Raw genomic sequence first — 15854 nt, 5'->3', positions numbered from 1 at the left:
AACGTACGGGCCACAAAGGCACCAATGGCTTACCGGTCATGTGTGGCGTGCCCCTCAACGGTACCTCACGCACGGCTCAAGTTTCTTCGGCACGGAGTCCGGGCGCGGCCGGCTGGATCGCTAACGAATGAAAGGGACTTCCCCGTCCCAAGCGAGCCGCGAGCCGTTGGGCTTGCGGTTGACGGCAACAAAGTGCCACGATGGAGAGGTCGAACTTTTCATCAACTTACTTGAGAGGGGAAATCATGACTATCGTAGGCGTGCGTTGGCATACTTTTCCATATGACTATCTAATCCGGCGTTTAAGTTTGAGGCTTGCGAGCAAAGCCAGGCCGATCGCCGTAGTAATGAGGCCAATTGATAGCCACAGCGTTGAGCCGCCGGTAATAGGTTCACAGTCAGCTACACAAAGAATAGGCTTGATTTGAATCAGATCGGCGCCCTGCACCGCCCATAGCAGCCCAAGTGCCGTCAATAGGGTTCCTACAATAACTTTAAAGACCTTCATCTCGTGAGCTTCTGATTGAAAACTGCGTGTTGATTGCAACACGAAGGGTTGAATGATGATTGGTGAGAAAGTATCAAAGCACACTGACGTTCGCCGGGTTAGGCAGCATGACTTGCGATGGTTCTGATGGCCATAAGAATACCGATTGCTGCGCACAAGACAGCAATTACGACATAAGTCCAAAATGTTACCCCGTACATTAAGGGCTCACTACTGCTGTGGTATCTCCGCACTTGGATGCCCCATCCGCGAAGACGCGAACCCGCTTGGGTATCCCTTCCTGCTGTACACCGAGTGGGCGGCTACTGCGAAGACCGGCGCATTCGCAATCTGAACCCGGCGCTGATGGTTTTAAGCCAAATAAGCCTCTAGCCCCCGTCCAATATGCACAAGCAGCTACTGATTTAGTAGTGAACTAGCTTACGCCGATCTGGGTTACGCAGAGCAATCTTTCGGCGATTCTGGCGGGCAAGCGCAAGATCAGCGCGACATTGGCGGGGAAATTGGGCAAGTTCTTCGGCATCAGCGCCGCTGTATTTGTACCTGAATAAGCATCCGTCTTGACTACGAGTCGAGTTCCGTCGGCAGCAGGTGACGTTCCAGGTCCATGCTGTCATGCAGTAGCCGCAGCACATCAATGACATTCTGCCCTTGAAAACTGCCCACTCGAAAGATAACGAAGTGCCGGCCTTTGCGCCCTTTTCGGGCGACATGAAGCGTCCAGAGATGGGGGCCGATTTCGCGGCGCTCTTTGGCGCCGCTGATCGCGGGGCCGGCGCGTAGCTCTTTCAGTGCGGAGGAGAGGGTGCCGGCATACGTCCGCGCTTGCACTGAGCCAAAGTTCTCCATCGTCCAGCGCAAGATTTGACGGTAATCCGCCTCGGCAGCGGCCGATAGGCGAACAGTCCAGAACTCGACCCCCACTACGTGCCAAGCGTTTCAGAAGTCAGTGTGGCCAGATGCTGACCCAGCGCATCTGCAGAATCAAAACTGCGAAAAGCACCTGCGTCGACATCAGCGATGCCGATCCGGACCGCTTCACGCAAGGCCGCCAGCCGCATGTCATCTTCAGATTCACGGCGCTCGACCAGCCGTAATCCTTCGCGCAATACTTCGCTTGCGTTCTGGTAACGCCCGGAAGTCACAAGCTGCTCAACAAAGTGGGCTTGGTGATCGGTGAGGACAACATTTCGGGTTGGCATGGGAAGCTCTCAAGTGGCATTGGTGTATTGGCATACTATGCCATGAATCCAACTGTTGCAAGTGGCCGTGTGGATCCAGTGAGTGAGCACTACGGATCGCTAACGCATGGCCTTGCCGACCATCTGCAGGATGTCATCTAACGGATTGCCGTCGCCATTCAGGTCCAGCATCGAGGCGAATCCCGGCGCGGCACCCCCTGGCGCAGCGTTCTGACCGCCGAGCAAGCCGCCCAGCAGCCCCCCGAGCCCGCCGCCGCCTTCCGGAGCGGGCTGCGCCTCGGCGCCAGTAGCCCCCTGCTTCGCCATGAAGCCGGCGACCAGCATCGCCAGCATGGGCAGCATTTTCTTGAGCAGGGTCGGGTCAAGTCCCGATTGCGAAGCCGCGTCCTGCGCGACCGCACGGCTCACGTCCTTGGAGCCGAAGATCTGGCCCAGCACCTCGTTGCCCTGGCTCACGTCCGTGGGCTGCGGCGCCAGCACCTGATCGAGCAGACTGCCGCCGCCGAGTTGCCCGAGCAAGCCGCCGAGCCCGTCAAGGCCTGCGGGCTGCGATTGCGCCTGCTTCTTGAAGCCGCCGAGAATGGCCGGAATGAGCGCCTCGGCGCCACTCGCCACCTGGGTTTCGTTGACGCCCAATTCCCGCGCCATGGACTGGAGGCCGCCCATCTGGGCGAGGATGTCGGTAAGTTGCATGTGCTTACTCCTGGGGTTGACGGTTGGGCCGAAATCTCAGTCCAGTAGATCCTGCGGCACGTTGCCGCCGTTGGCGGCGATGCGCGCGAGCACGGTCTTGTGCAGCCAAATGTTCATCTTGGCCGAATCCCCCATCAGCTCCGCCGGGCAGCCCAACTCCGTGGCCAGCTCCTTGCGCGCGGTGATGCTGCTGTCCATATCGAGGAGTTTCAGCAGGTCAACGATGGAGGTGCGCCAGTTCAGCTTCTGCGGATTCGCCGCTGCGCGCTGCTCCAGTTGCGCGACGACATCAACGAGCGCGACCGGTGCGGGCGACGGCGCAGCAGCCGGCGCCGTGCCCGGGCTCGCGGGCGCGACCGTGGGTGACGGGGAGGCGGCCGGGGCGGCGGCCGCGCTATCGCCGCCCATGCCCAGCTTTTCGAGAATCTTGCTGAAAAATCCCATGATGATCTCCTGGTGCCTTGGAAGAAAAAAGATACTAGGGACAAAAAATCTTCGCGTCAACCGGATTGCGCTAGTCCGCTGCAATTGACCCTGTGCTAGAGTGAATTTCGATATCGAGAACCCCCTGCCATTCAATTGCCCATGACGAACGAAGAAGCACCCGGATTCAACGCCCGTCTGTGGCGTCGCTTTTTCACCATCGCGCGTCCGTACTGGCTTTCCGACGAACGCTGGCGTGCCAGGGGCATGTTGGCCCTGCTGATCGTGCTGCTGCTGGGGCAGACCGCCTTCAGCGTGCTGTTCAACCACGAGTCGGGCGAATTCACCTCGGCCCTGGCCGCTGGCGATGCCGATCGCTTTTGGGCCTCGATCTGGCGCTACACGGCCATCCTCGTGGCCGCAGTGCCCATCTATGCCCTGTACTACTACGTGCGCGACACCCTCGGGCTGCGCTGGCGCCGCTGGCTGACGGACAGCTTTCTGGCACGCTATTTTCATCAGCGCGCTTATTACCGGCTCAACACCAGCGGCATCGACAACCCCGACCAGCGCATCGCCGAAGACATCAACAGCTTCACCCAGCAGTCGCTCTACTTCTCGATGATCGTGCTGGGCTCGTTGATCGACCTGGTCGCTTTTTCCAGCGTGCTGTGGACCATCTCGCAGGGGCTGGTTTACTTCCTGCTCGGCTATGCGGTGTTCAGCACCGTGTTCACGGGCGCGGCATTCGGCAAGCGCCTCATCGGCTTGAACTTTCGCCAACTGCAACGCGAGGCCGACTTTCGCTTCAGCCTGGTGCGGGTGCGCGAACACGCGGAGCCGATTGCCTTCCACGACGGCGAGGCGCGCGAGATGTCGGCGCTGCAGCGTGTATTCGCGGCGGCCTACGCCAACTACCAGCAGGTGCTGCGCTGGCAGTTCAAGCTCAACCTCTTTCAATACGCCCACAGTTTCCTGACCATCGTGCTGCCCACCGTGATCATTGCGAATGATGTCCTCTCCGGGAAGCTGGAAGTTGGCCGGGCGATCCAGGCCGCTGGCGCCTTCGCGGCCATCCTGGGCGCATTGACGGTGATCGTCAATCACTTCGAGGGCCTGAGCCGCTTCTCCGCCGGTGTGGACCGGCTGCACGCCTTCTCTGAGACCCTGAATGTTCAACCCGACCCGCCCGCCATGGGCCCCGACGCCGCGGCCCGGCAGATTCTCACCGTGCATGGCTTTGCGCTCGCCCTTGAGCGTTTGACGGTGCTCACGCCCAACCGCGAGCACCTGCTGATTAATGAGCTGACGCTGGCCGTCACTCCGGGCGAAGGACTGCTGATCGTCGGGCCCAGCGGCACCGGCAAGAGTTCGCTGTTGCGGGTCATTGCGGGGCTATGGAACACGGGCTCGGGCGAAGTCACGCGCCCGGCCGGATCGAACATGCTGTTCCTGCCGCAACAGCCCTACTTGCCCCTGGGCGACCTGCGCTGCCAGCTAACCTACCCGCAAACCGTGCACGGCATCTCGGACGAGGAGCTGCTGCAGTGGCTTGAGCGGGTCAATTTGCCGACCTTGGCGGAGCGCTTCGGCGGCCTGGGCGCCGAGCTGGACTGGTCCCGGGTGCTGTCCGTCGGCGAGCAGCAGCGGCTGGCCTTTGCCCGGGCCTTGCTCGCCAAGCCCCGCTACCTGCTGCTGGACGAGGCCACCAGCGCGCTGGATGCGAGCAATGAGGAGCGTCTGTACGGCCAGCTGGCCGGCCTGTCCATCACACCGATCAGCGTCAGCCATCACCCGGCCATCGTGAAGCACCATCACCGGGTGCTGGAGCTGCCCGGTAACGGCAGCTGGACGCTACACGAGGCGAGAGGCTACCGTTGGGCGTGACACATCACCATTCGGCAAAGCTGCCATCGGCGTGGCGCCATATGGGATTGCGCCACCGATGTCCTTCCGCGGCCCGCTCACGCACGTAAGCCTCGTTGACTTCAATCCCGAGACCGGGCCCCTGGGGGATCGCCACCATACCGTCCTGGTAGGCGAAAACTTCGCGATTTGTCACATAGTCAAGCAAGTCGTTGGCCGCGTTGTAGTGGATGCCCAAGCTTTGTTCCTGGATGAAGGCGTTGTAGCAAACGGCATCCAGCTGGAGGTTGGCCGCCAGTGCGATGGGGCCGAGCGGGCAATGCAGCGCCAATGCCACGTCATAGGCCTCAGCCATGGAGGCGATTTTTCGCGTCTCGGTGATACCGCCCGCGTGCGAGGGGTCGGGCTGGATGATGTCCACATAGCCTTCCGAGAGCACGCGCTTGAAATCCCAGCGCGAGTAGAGCCGCTCACCCAGCGCAATGGGCGTCGAAGACAAGTGCGCGAGCTCCTTCAGCGCTTCATAGTGTTCGCTCAGGACCGGCTCCTCAACGAACATCAGGCGGTAGGGCTCCAGCTCCTTGATCAACACCTTGGCCATGGGCTTGTGCACCCGGCCATGAAAGTCGACGCCGATGCCCACATGGGGGCCGACGGCATCGCGCACCGCCGCCACGTTTTGCAGGCAGCGCTCGACCTTGTCGAAGGTGTCCACGTACTGCAGCTCTTCTGTGCCATTCATTTTCACGGCGGTGAAGCCGCTGGCGACGGCGGCTTTCGCCGCCGCTGCCGTTTCGCTGGGGCGATCGCCGCCAATCCAGCTGTAGACCCGGATGCGGTCGCGCACGTTGCCGCCCAGCAGCTCGGACACCGGCACGCCCAGCGCCTTGCCCTTGATGTCCCACAGCGCCTGGTCGATGCCCGCGATGGCGCTCATGTGGACGCCGCCGCCGCGGTAAAAGCCGCCCCGGTACATGACCGTCCAGTGGTCTTCGATGCGGCGCGGGTCTTTGCCGATCAGGTAGTCCGAGAGTTCCTCCACCGCAGCGGCCACGGTGTGCGCGCGGCCTTCCAGCACGGGTTCGCCCCAGCCGACGATGCCTGCATCGGTTTCGATTTTCAGGAAGCACCAACGGGGTGGCACGATGAAGGTGGTCAGCCGGGTGATCTTCATGGCTATGTGCGCGCCGGCACCAGTTCGCGCATGTCTTCTTCCGCCCCATCGATCAGGATCAGTGCTGCGCGCTCCGCGGCTTGCGCGTCGCCATGCTCGATGGCGATGCACACGGCCTCGTGCAGGGGCAGCGAATGCGCGGGTCCGCCCGGCTTCTGGGTGATGACGTCAAAGTTGACCTGCAGCAGGGCAGCCATGGCGTCCTGCATCTGGCGCACGAACTGGTTGCCGCAGGCCGACAGGATGATGGTATGAAATGCCAGGTCGGCCTTGACGTAGTCGCCCTTGCCGGCCACCGCCCGCGCCATCGCCATGTAGGCCGACCGCAGGTTGCGGCGGTCTTCGTCGCTGGCGCGCAGCGCGGCCAGGCGCACGGCCGCTGGTTCGATGATGCGGCGCATTTCCATGAGGTCGCGCGACAGGATGGGGTCGAATACGGCGGAGGCTGCGCGCCATCCGATGATGTCCGGGTCAAACAGATTCCACCGGGTGGGCTCCAGTACCAGCGTGCCGACCCGGCGTGTGACTTCCAGCAGGCCTTTGGCGGCCAGTGATTTGATGGCCTCGCGGATCACGATGCGACTGAAGCCAAAGCGCTCGCACAGTTCCGCTTCGGGTGGCAACAACTGACCCGGACGGATGCGTCCGCTGCAAATATCCCGGCCCAGCGCATCCAGGACTTGTTCCTGAAAAGTAGCGCGCGGTGTGGAAGCTCGTTGAGTCATGATTATTTATGTGAGGTATGACAATTGAATTCTCCAGAATTTCAGTCGTTCCCCGAGTATCAATGATCAAGCGTGGCCTGATGCCCTAGGGTATTCCCTAGGAATACAAACATCATACGTATTATATATTCGCTGGCATGAAATCCAACAGCAACTCCTCCCTGTTCGACCTCGCCGGCCACACGGCATTGATCACGGGCTCCTCCCGCGGCATTGGTTTCGCGCTGGCCCAAGGCCTGGCCGAAGCCGGGGCCAAAGTCATCCTGAATAGCCGCCAGCCCGAGGTGGTGGACGCGGCCGTGAGTCGTCTCACCGCCCTCGGCTTGCAGGTTGAGGGTGCGGCTTTTGACGTGGCCGACGAAGCGGCCGTGGAAGCGGCTTTTGCCGGGTTTGACCAACGCGCCATCGCCATCGACATCCTGATCAACAACGCGGGTATTCAGCACCGCCAGCCGATGGTGGACCTGGCGCTGGCAGACTGGCACCGGGTGATCAACACCAATCTCACGGCGGCGTTCATCGTGGGGCGCGCGGCAGCGCGGCGCATGATTGCCCGCCAGTCGGGCGGCAAGATCATCAACATCGGCTCGCTCACCAGCGAAGCCGCCCGCGCTACCGTGGCGCCTTATACGGTGGCCAAGGGCGGCATCAAGATGCTCTCGCGTGCCATGGCGGCGGAATGGGCGCAGTTCAATATCCAGGCCAACTCCATCGGGCCGGGCTACATCCTGACCGACATGAACGAGGCGCTGGTGAACAACCCGACGTTTGATGCCTGGGTCAAGAGCAGCAATCCGGCGCAGCGCTGGGGGCGCCCGGAAGAACTGGTGGGCACGGCGATCTACCTCGCCTCCAACGCGTCCAGCTACGTGAATGGCCAGATCATTTACGTCGATGGTGGCTGGCTGTCGGTGCTTTAACATGTCCACGCTCATCACTGACGTCAAGGTCATCCTGACCGCCCCCGAAGGGATTAACCTGCTGGTGGTCAAGATTGAGACCAACCAGCCAGGACTCTATGGTCTGGGTTGCGGCACCTTTGCTTACCGCCATCTCGCGGTCAAGTGCCTGATCGAGGAATACCTGAAACCTCTGATCGTGGGGCGCGATGCGCACGCCATTGAAGAGTTGTGGCAGCTGATGCACCAGAACGCCTACTGGCGCAATGGTCCGATTGAGAACAATGCCATCTCCGGCATCGACATGGCGTTGTGGGATATCAAGGGCAAGCTGGCGAACATGCCGCTGTACCAATTGTTCGGCGGCAAGTGCCGCGAAGGCGTGCCCATCTACCGTCACGCCGACGGCAAAGACCTCGGTGAACTGTGCGACAACATCCAGAAATACCGTGAGCAGGGCATCACGCATATTCGTTGCCAAAGCGGCGGCTATGGCGGTGGCGGCTACGGCGCGGCGCCCGGCCATGCGCCGGAGGGCGCCCCGGCGGGCATCTACCTCGACCACCGCAAGTACATGCGTGAAACGATCAAGATGTTTGATGGCATTCGCAACCGTGTCGGGTTTGATGTGGAGTTGTGCCACGACGTGCACGAACGCCTGAAGCCGGTGGATGCCATCCGCTTCGCTTGCGAGCTGGAAGCTTTTGAGCTGTTCTTCCTGGAGGACGCCATTGCGCTGGAAGAAGGCGAGTGGATACGGCAACTGCGCGCCAAAACCACCCTCCCCCTGGCACAAGGCGAGTTGTTCAATCACCCGTTCGAATGGCGTACCTTGATCTCGGAGCGCCTGATCGACTTCGTGCGCGTTCACCTGAGTCAGGTCGGCGGCATCACGCCGGGGCGCAAGCTGCAGATGTTTGCCGAGCAATATGGCGTGCGCACCGCCTGGCATGGGCCCGGCGACATGTCTCCGTTGGCGCATGCGGCCAACATCCACATTGATCTGGCGGCCAGGAATTTTGGCGTTCAGGAGTGGTCCGGCACCGAGCCGCCGAACTTCGTGATTCAGGAGCTCAAAGGTCCGCGTGACGCACTGCTGGAGGTTTTTCCCGGCCTGCCGGAGTTCCGACAAGGCTACGTCTATGCCAATGACAAACCAGGACTGGGGGTCGATATCGACGAGCGCGAGGCTGCCAAATACCCCTGCGAGAGCAATGTGACGACCTGGACCCAAACGCGGCTGGTGGATGGCACCTTGCAGACACCCTGAGCGATCTGAGCCCCTTGATTTTCCACGGCGGTGCAAGCACTTGGGCGAGCGCCGTCGACTACCTAACCACAACCAAGACGGAGACAACACCATGAATTCAACTATCCCAGCCCGCTTCACCCTGCGTCGCGTGACGCTGATGGCCATCGCCTCAATTGCGCTGTGCTCCAACATGGCGTTTGCCGAAATCAAGGCAAAGGTCGGCCATGCCATGCCCGAGAGCCATCCGCAGGCAGCTGCCATCAACAAATTTGCAGAACTGGTTGGCACCTACACCAAAGGCAATGTGAAGCTGCAGGCTTATCACAGTGCCGTGCTGGGCAGTGACGAAAAGCAGCTGCAAGCGGTTCAGTCCGGCACGCAGGAGTTTTACATTGGAACCCTCGCACCGCTGTCGACCCGCGTGAAGGAAGTGCAAGTCTGGGATTTGCCTTTCATGTTCCAGAACGAAAAAGAGGTTTACGCCGTGCTGGACGGCGCTTCGTCCAAGAAAATTTTCCAGAAAATCGAGTCCGCCGGTTTGGTCGGTTTGACCTGGACTGGCATGGGCTTTCGCAACCTGTCGAACAGCAAGCGCAGCGTGACCAAACTGGAAGACGTGTCCGGCTTGAAGATTCGTGTGATGGCCAACCCGGTGGCGCTGGACACCTGGAAGGCCATGGGCGCCAACGCGGTCCCGATGGCTTTTGCCGAAGTGTTCCCGGCGCTGGAAATCAAGGCGCTGGACGGCCAGGAAAATCCGCTGGTGCACATGTACTCGAACAAGATGCAGGAGGTGCAAAAATTCATCTCCGTGACCAACCACGTTTACACGCCAGTCGCCCTGGTGGCCTCGAAAAAGTTTTGGGATACCTTGACGCCTGCTGACAAAGCGGGGGTCCAGAAGGCCGCCACCGAAGCCGGCTTGTTGCAGCGCAAGCTGCTGGAAGAAGGCGATGTGGATGTGGTCACCAAGTTCAAGGCTGCTGGCGTGACGCTCAACACCGTGAGCCCGGCCGAGCTGGCGCGCATCCAGGAAAAGGTCAAACCCGTGGTGGCCAAGTTCTCGCCCATCATCGGCGATGAATTTGTGAAAGAGTTCTACGCCGAGATCGACAAGGCACGCGCGGGCAAGTAATTTCACTCTATTGGGAACCCCTATGGGAAAGATACTCAAATCGATAGCAGACGCATTCACGCGAGCGCTCGAAGTCATGATGGTGCTGTGCCTGGTCGTCATGCTCGTCATGGTGTTCGGCAACGTGGTTCTGCGTCTGTTCTTCAACACGGGTATCGACCTGTCGGAGGAAATCCCGCGCTTCGCCTTTGTCTGGATGACCTTCCTCGGCGCCATTGTCGGAATGCGCCGGCGAGCCCATCTGGGGGTGGACATCCTGGTACTGGCATTGCCCATGCTGGGTCGAAAAGTGTGCTGGGCACTGAGCCAGGCCGTCATGCTGGTGTGCTGCGTGTACATCGTCTACGGCACCTGGCTGCAGCACGACATCATCGAGGGCAATGCTTCGCCGGTGGCCCAGATCAGCATGCTGTGGGTGTTTGGCGTGAGCTACCTCACGGGCACGGCGATTGCCATCATTTGCACGTCAAACCTGATCCGCCTGGTTCTCGGCAAGGTGGCTGACGATGAGCTCATCGACGTTCATGAAGAAGGCATGAGCGATGCCATGGAAGTTGAAAAAGAGATCATCGAGCAGACAAAAATGCACGCCACTAGCGGAGGCTCGAAGCCATGACCATCCTGGTATTTATCACTTCGCTGCTCGGCCTCATGGCGCTGGGCATGCCCGTTGCATTCGCGCTGATCGGTTGCGGCATCTCGATGATGTTCTACCTGGGCGTGACCGATCCCCAGATCGTGATTCAAAACATGTGGGACGGCGCGAACAGCTTCCCGTTGCTCGCCGTGCCCTTCTTCATGCTCGCGGGCGAGTTCATGAACGCTGGCGGCATGACCCGACGCATCATCGTCATGGCCATGTCCTGGATTGGCCACATCCGCGGTGGCTTGGGCTACGTGGCGGTTATGGCGGCCGTCATCATGGCGTCGCTATCGGGCTCGGCAGTGGCAGATACCGCCGCCCTGGCCGCGGTGCTGGTGCCGATGATGCGCAAGGCGGGCTACAACGTGAACCGCTCGTGCGGCCTGATCGCTTGCGGCGGCATCATCGCGCCGGTGATTCCGCCCTCCATCGCCATGATCCTGTATGGCGTGACCGGCGGCGTCTCCATCACCAAGCTGTTCATTGCCGGTATCGTGCCCGGCATCATGATGGGATTGGCCATCATGCTGGCGTGGCGCTGGTCGATCGGCAAGGAGAATGTCAAGCCCGAACCTAAATGCACCATGGCCGAGCGCAGGGTGGCGACACGCCAAGCGCTGTGGGCGCTGGTACTGCCGCTGGTGATCGTCGGTGGCCTGAAGTTCGGCATCTTCACGCCGACCGAGGCGGCCGTTATCGCGGCGGTCTACTCGCTGTTCGTCGGCCTGGTGGTGTACCGGGAAATCAAGCCCCAGCAACTGTTCCATCTCTTTTACCGTGCCGCGGAGACCACGGCGATCATCATGTTCCTGGTCTCGGCAGCCGGGGTGTCGGCGTGGCTGATCACGACCGCCAACATTCCGCAACAGTTGGCTGAACTGGTAGCGCCGCTGATGGACAACAAGATGCTGCTGACCTTCGTGCTGATGCTGCTGGTGCTGGTCGTCGGCACGGCCCTGGACTTCACGCCGACGGTGCTGATCATGACGCCGGTACTGATGCCGGTGTTGAAACAGGCGGGCATCGACCCGGTGTACTTCGGCGTACTCTTCATCATGAACAATGCGATTGGTCTGGTCACACCGCCGGTGGGTACCGTCCTGAACGTGGTGTGCAGTATCGCCAGGATTCCCATGAGCGGGGCCATCAAGGGGGTCCTGCCTTTCATGACGGCCCAGGCCATTGTGATGTTCCTGCTGGTGGTGTTTCCACAAATCGTGATGTGGCCGCTGCAGATGATGACCCGCTAACCCAATCAACCCAATCTCCCTCCCTCACCCCTTCATCCTTCAGGAAGCCAACCGTTCATGGAAGCTCTCGTTATACATTCGCCCGGCGACCTGCGCGTCGAAGACTATCCCACGCCCGCGGTCGGGCCCGGACAGGTGCGCGTGCGCATCCGCACTGGCGGCATCTGCGGGTCCGATCTGCACTACTACCAGCACGGTGGCTTTGGTGCCATACGCATCCAGCAACCGATGGTGCTGGGCCACGAGGTGGCGGGCGTGCTCGATGAGGTGGCGCCTGACGTCACTCACCTCGCGCTGGGCGACCGCATCGCCGTCAACCCCAGTCACCCCTGCGGCCAGTGCCGCTTCTGCCAACTCGGCTTGCAAAACCACTGCCTCGACATGCGCTACTTCGGCAGCGCCATGCGCATGCCCCATGTGCAAGGCGCTTTCCGGCAGGAAATCGTGGTCGGCGCCAGCCAGGCTTACAAGCTGGCTGATGGTGTGTCAAATGCCGAAGGTGCCATGGCCGAGCCACTGGCCGTGGCGCTGCATGCCGTGAACCGGGCCGGCCCGCTGTTGGGTCGCAAGGTACTCGTCACCGGCTGCGGCCCCATCGGCGCGATGGTGATCATCGCCGCGCGCCGCGCCGGCGCAACCGTGATCGTGGCCACCGACGTGATGGAACAGCCGCTGCGCAAGGCACTTAAAGTGGGCGCCGATGAGGCGATCAACGTGGCCGAGTCGCCCGAGGCCCTGGCCAAGTATGCGGTGGACAAGGGCCAGTTCGATGTGCTGTTTGAAGCCAGTGGCAACGAACGTGCGCTGCGTGCCGCCTTTGACGTGGTTCGCCCGCGCGGTGTGTTGGTGCAGGTCGGCCTGTCGGGCAGCGAGCTCACGCTGCCGTTCAACACCGTCGTGGCCAAAGAGTTCGACATGCGCGGCGCCTTCCGTTTTCACGAAGAGTTCGGCGTGGCGGTCGATCTCATCAACAAGGGCCTGGTCGATCTCAAGCCCTTGATCTCCGCCACATTGCCTTACCGTGATGCCGGCAAGGCCTTCGCGCTCGCGGCAGACCGTTCGCAGTCGATGAAGGTCCTGCTGAATTTCGACTGAGCAACATGACTATGGAATTGGACGTCATCACCGCCGGCGAGGCCATGGTGCTGTTTGCGGCGCAGCAGCCAGGGCCGCTGGACGCAGTAAGGACCTTTGCGCGCACCACCGCCGGCGCCGAGCTGAATGTCGCCATCGGCCTGGCCCGGCTGGGACTGCGGGTGGGCTACCTGAGCCGCCTGGGCAGTGATTCCTTTGGGCGATCTCTGGCCGCAACCCTCGACCGCGAGGGCATAGACCGCCGTCACTTGGCAATCGACAACGACCATGCCACGGGCTTCATGCTGAAATCGCGAAGTGACGATGGCAGTGACCCGCAGATTGAATACTTTCGCCACGACTCCGCAGCCAGCCACATGCATGCAGGCGAGCTTGACCGTGCCTACTGTGCCGCTGCACGCCATCTCCACCTCACGGGCATCTACGTGGGCGTTTCCCCATCGACGCGGGAGATGATCTTCGAGCTGGCCGCCACGGCCCGCCAGACGGGAAAGTCGATTTCCTTCGATCCCAATCTGCGCCCGGCTTTGTGGCGCTCGCAGGGCGAGATGGTGGACTGCCTCAACCGCTTGTCATCGTTCAGCGACTGGGTGTTGCCAGGCTTGGCTGAGGGGCAGTTGTTGACCGGCCGGGACAGTGCCTCGGGCATTGCCGATTTCTACCTTGAGCGCGGAGCCAAGTGTGTGGTCGTCAAGCTCGGGCCCGACGGTGCGTATTTCGCCACGGCCAATGAGAATGGCCTGGTGCCGGGTGTTTCGGTATCGCGCATCGTGGACACCGTGGGGGCCGGCGACGGCTTCGCCGTGGGCGTTGTGTCCGGCCTGCTGGAAGGTCTGACGCTGGCCGCGGCCACGGCGCGTGGCAACACCATTGGCGCACGGGTCGTGCAGTTCCCCGGCGACTCCGATGGCCTGCCCACGCGCGATGAACTCAATGCCATATCGGCCTGAACGAACACACGTTTTCCCCTGTTAGTCCCTGCAATTTTTTCCGTTGCAACCATAAAAGGAGCTCATGATGCAATCCAGAACCCGCCGCCTGATCACCAAAACACTCACCGCCCTGGCCGGCGCAACCCTGATGCTGGGCGGACTCTCGTCTGCCGTGGCGCAGGATGTGAAACGAGCCAAGCTAGGCCACTCGTTTTCTGATTCGCACCCTCGCGCAGTAGCGATGAAGCAATTTGCGGCCAACGTAGAAAAGGCGACGGGAGGCAAAGTGGCGATCGACGTTTATGGCAGTGCCGTGCTCGGTGGCGAAGACAAGATGCTGATTGCCGTACAAAGCGGCACGCAAGACCTCTACATGGGTGCGCTGTCACCCATTTCAGCGCGCAAGAAAGAGCTGCAGATTTTCGACTTCCCATTCCTCTTCGGCAGCGACGCAGAGGCTGCCTATGTGCTGGACGGCCCGGTGGGGCGCAAGATTTTGGATGGCTTGGGTGACATGAACGTCCAGGGCCTGGTGTGGGCGGGCGGCGCTTTTCGCAATATGTCCAACAGCAAGCGCTCACTCAACACCATGTCCGACATGAAAGGGCTCAAGGTGCGTGTGATGCAGAGCCCCATGGCACTGGCCAGCTTCAATGCCATGGGCATGAATGCCGTGCCGATGGCGTTTCCCGAGGTCTACCCGGCATTGGAAATTCGCGCGCTTGACGGCTACGAACACCCCGTGGTGGACATGTACGCGAACAAGATGTTTGAGGTGCAAAAGTACCTGACGATCACCAATCACGTCTACACACCGGTGGCGCTGCTGGCATCGAAGAAGTGGTGGTCTAGCCTGACACCCGACCAGCAAAAAACCGTCCAGAAGGTGGCAGAGGAGACGCGCACCTTCCAGCGCAGCGAAGAACTGCGGCAGGCCGCCGATGTGGTCTCGCAACTCAAGGCCAAGGGCATGTCTGTGACGGAGATGCCAGCAGCTGAACTGGAGAAGATCCGCGTCGCCGTGCAGCCTGTCATCGACAAGAATACCGAAACCATCGGTGCGGAGTTCGCCCAGTCGTTTTACGCTGAACTGAAGAAGTTCCGCAGCGCCAAGCGCTGACCTCGCCGCACTGCCGCGTGACGTAACAGCGACTTCCTTGTGTTTCTGGTGGACATATGAATAGATCCGTGGTTTTCATGGGCGTCGCGGGTTGTGGCAAGTCCAGTCTCGCGGCAGCTGTCGCACTGGCACAGGGAGTGCCGCTGGTCGAAGGCGACGACTTCCACAGCGCAGCCAACCGCGCCAAGATGAGCCAGGGCATTGCCCTGAACGACGAAGACAGGGACGGCTGGTTGAACATCCTGGGCGAGCAGTTGCAGGCTGCACCCCAAGGCATCGCGCTGACCTGTTCCGCGCTCAAGCGCCAATACCGCGACCGCCTGCGCAAAGCGTCACCCGGCCTGCTCTTTGTTTTCCTGAGCCTGAGCCGTGAAGCGGCACAGTCAAGGGTCGCAGCGCGAGCTTCGCACTTCTTTTCGGCAAACCTGGTCGAAAGTCAGTTTGCAGTGTTGGAGTCGCCTGTGGGCGAACCCAATGTGCTGCAGGTGGATGCCACCGCATCGCTGGCGCAACTGCAATCGCAGGTCAGCGCCTGGTTGGAACTCGGCGCTCACGTCGGATGCAGTGGCACAGCGCATGCATCAATCCGTCAATAGTCCGCAGACCACCGAGCCAATTACCGTGCTCGGGCGCAGACCAAAGGCCGCAACCATCGAGGCGTTACCTGCCGATCGCGCTTGAGATGACAAGTTTGGGCCAGAAGCGAACCTTCGACAGCGGCTCCCACATGCCCAATGCAAGACCTGAAACCATAAGCTACCTGTCCGCATTGACGCAATCGCCTGGAGCCAAGCCCCGCCCAAGCTGAGTGTCAAACCGGCGCGTAAGCACCTGTGCCTCCTGGCCAAGCCGTAAGCACCTCATACCCTGAAGGCGTTACAGCGACCATGTGTTCCCACTGGGCGGACAGAGACCTGTCCTTTGTCACGACGGTCCA

General features: G+C 61.2%; 18 protein-coding genes and 1 pseudogene. 11 read left to right on the top strand and 8 right to left on the bottom strand.

Annotated features, from left to right (window positions below):
* Positions 1 to 286 precede the first annotated feature (286 nt).
* Positions 287 to 508 carry a hypothetical protein gene (locus C5P05_RS01425; RefSeq protein WP_114968117.1) on the bottom strand — a complete coding sequence of 74 codons (222 nt, stop codon included), beginning with the start codon at positions 506 to 508 and terminating at the stop codon, positions 287 to 289.
* A 428-nt stretch (positions 509 to 936) separates the two neighbouring features.
* On the opposite strand from C5P05_RS01425, the gene C5P05_RS35200 reads away from it, so the two are divergent.
* Positions 937 to 1059, top strand: a complete 123-nt coding sequence (locus C5P05_RS35200) for a helix-turn-helix domain-containing protein (RefSeq protein ID WP_420130715.1) — start codon at positions 937 to 939, stop codon at positions 1057 to 1059.
* A gap of 13 nt (positions 1060 to 1072) precedes the next feature.
* Here the strand turns inward: C5P05_RS35200 and C5P05_RS01420 are convergent, their stop codons facing one another.
* The 4 genes from C5P05_RS01420 to C5P05_RS01405 form a co-directional block, all read right to left on the bottom strand.
* Positions 1073 to 1432 carry a type II toxin-antitoxin system RelE/ParE family toxin gene (locus C5P05_RS01420; protein ID WP_114968116.1) on the bottom strand — a complete coding sequence of 120 codons (360 nt, stop codon included), beginning with the start codon at positions 1430 to 1432 and terminating at the stop codon, positions 1073 to 1075.
* Complete coding sequence (locus tag C5P05_RS01415) at positions 1432 to 1710, bottom strand: type II toxin-antitoxin system ParD family antitoxin (protein ID WP_114968115.1); 279 nt, start codon at positions 1708 to 1710, stop codon at positions 1432 to 1434. Before C5P05_RS01415 ends, C5P05_RS01420 begins: the two co-directional genes overlap by 1 nt.
* Before the next feature lie 99 nt (positions 1711 to 1809).
* Complete coding sequence (locus C5P05_RS01410; RefSeq protein ID WP_114968114.1) at positions 1810 to 2403, bottom strand: DUF937 domain-containing protein; 594 nt, start codon at positions 2401 to 2403, stop codon at positions 1810 to 1812.
* 36 nt (positions 2404 to 2439) lie between these two features.
* Positions 2440 to 2847, bottom strand: a complete 408-nt coding sequence (locus C5P05_RS01405; RefSeq protein WP_114968113.1) for a DUF3597 domain-containing protein — start codon at positions 2845 to 2847, stop codon at positions 2440 to 2442.
* Positions 2848 to 2988: 141 nt separating this feature from the next.
* Between C5P05_RS01405 and C5P05_RS01400 the strand changes: the two genes are divergently transcribed.
* The gene (locus tag C5P05_RS01400) at positions 2989 to 4713 is read left to right on the top strand and encodes an ABC transporter ATP-binding protein/permease (protein WP_114968112.1); all 1725 of its coding nucleotides are present in this window, start codon (positions 2989 to 2991) and stop codon (positions 4711 to 4713) included.
* A 4-nt stretch (positions 4714 to 4717) separates the two neighbouring features.
* Here the strand turns inward: C5P05_RS01400 and dgoD are convergent, their stop codons facing one another.
* Positions 4718 to 5866, bottom strand: a complete 1149-nt coding sequence (dgoD, locus tag C5P05_RS01395) for a galactonate dehydratase (RefSeq protein WP_114968111.1) — start codon at positions 5864 to 5866, stop codon at positions 4718 to 4720.
* A 2-nt stretch (positions 5867 to 5868) separates the two neighbouring features.
* Complete coding sequence (locus tag C5P05_RS01390; RefSeq protein ID WP_114968110.1) at positions 5869 to 6591, bottom strand: FadR/GntR family transcriptional regulator; 723 nt, start codon at positions 6589 to 6591, stop codon at positions 5869 to 5871.
* A 137-nt stretch (positions 6592 to 6728) separates the two neighbouring features.
* Between C5P05_RS01390 and C5P05_RS01385 the strand changes: the two genes are divergently transcribed.
* From C5P05_RS01385 to C5P05_RS01345, 9 genes are all read left to right on the top strand, one after another.
* Entirely contained in the window at positions 6729 to 7511 is a 783-nt protein-coding gene (locus C5P05_RS01385) for an SDR family oxidoreductase (RefSeq protein ID WP_114968109.1), read from the top strand.
* Position 7512: 1 nt separating this feature from the next.
* Positions 7513 to 8760, top strand: a complete 1248-nt coding sequence (locus tag C5P05_RS01380) for an enolase C-terminal domain-like protein (protein WP_114968108.1) — start codon at positions 7513 to 7515, stop codon at positions 8758 to 8760.
* A gap of 91 nt (positions 8761 to 8851) precedes the next feature.
* On the top strand, positions 8852 to 9877 hold the full coding sequence (locus C5P05_RS01375; RefSeq protein ID WP_114968107.1) for a TRAP transporter substrate-binding protein: 1026 nt from the start codon (positions 8852 to 8854) through the stop codon (positions 9875 to 9877).
* Positions 9878 to 9899: 22 nt separating this feature from the next.
* A complete protein-coding gene (locus tag C5P05_RS01370) occupies positions 9900 to 10493 on the top strand; it encodes a TRAP transporter small permease (protein ID WP_114968106.1) in 594 nt (197 codons plus the stop codon).
* Positions 10490 to 11770 carry a TRAP transporter large permease gene (locus tag C5P05_RS01365; RefSeq protein ID WP_114968105.1) on the top strand — a complete coding sequence of 427 codons (1281 nt, stop codon included), beginning with the start codon at positions 10490 to 10492 and terminating at the stop codon, positions 11768 to 11770. Before C5P05_RS01370 ends, C5P05_RS01365 begins: the two co-directional genes overlap by 4 nt.
* A 57-nt stretch (positions 11771 to 11827) precedes the next feature.
* Entirely contained in the window at positions 11828 to 12865 is a 1038-nt protein-coding gene (locus C5P05_RS01360) for an L-idonate 5-dehydrogenase (protein WP_114968104.1), read from the top strand.
* Between the two features lie 5 nt (positions 12866 to 12870).
* Positions 12871 to 13815, top strand: coding sequence for a sugar kinase (locus C5P05_RS01355; protein ID WP_114968103.1), 945 nt, complete (start codon positions 12871 to 12873; stop codon positions 13813 to 13815).
* Between the two features lie 64 nt (positions 13816 to 13879).
* A complete protein-coding gene (locus C5P05_RS01350; protein WP_232834296.1) occupies positions 13880 to 14917 on the top strand; it encodes a DctP family TRAP transporter solute-binding subunit in 1038 nt (345 codons plus the stop codon).
* 56 nt (positions 14918 to 14973) lie between these two features.
* Entirely contained in the window at positions 14974 to 15513 is a 540-nt protein-coding gene (locus C5P05_RS01345) for a gluconokinase (protein ID WP_114968102.1), read from the top strand.
* Positions 15514 to 15728: 215 nt separating this feature from the next.
* On the opposite strand, the pseudogene C5P05_RS34270 reads toward C5P05_RS01345, so the two are convergent.
* Positions 15729 to 15854, bottom strand: a pseudogene (locus tag C5P05_RS34270) (type I methionyl aminopeptidase); the annotation flags it as partial.

This window comes from Rhodoferax ferrireducens (genome assembly GCF_003347515.1).
Lineage (GTDB): Bacteria > Pseudomonadota > Gammaproteobacteria > Burkholderiales > Burkholderiaceae_C > Rhodoferax.
Note: the sequence above shows the minus strand (reverse complement) of the source record. Positions and strands in the feature narration are given on the sequence as shown.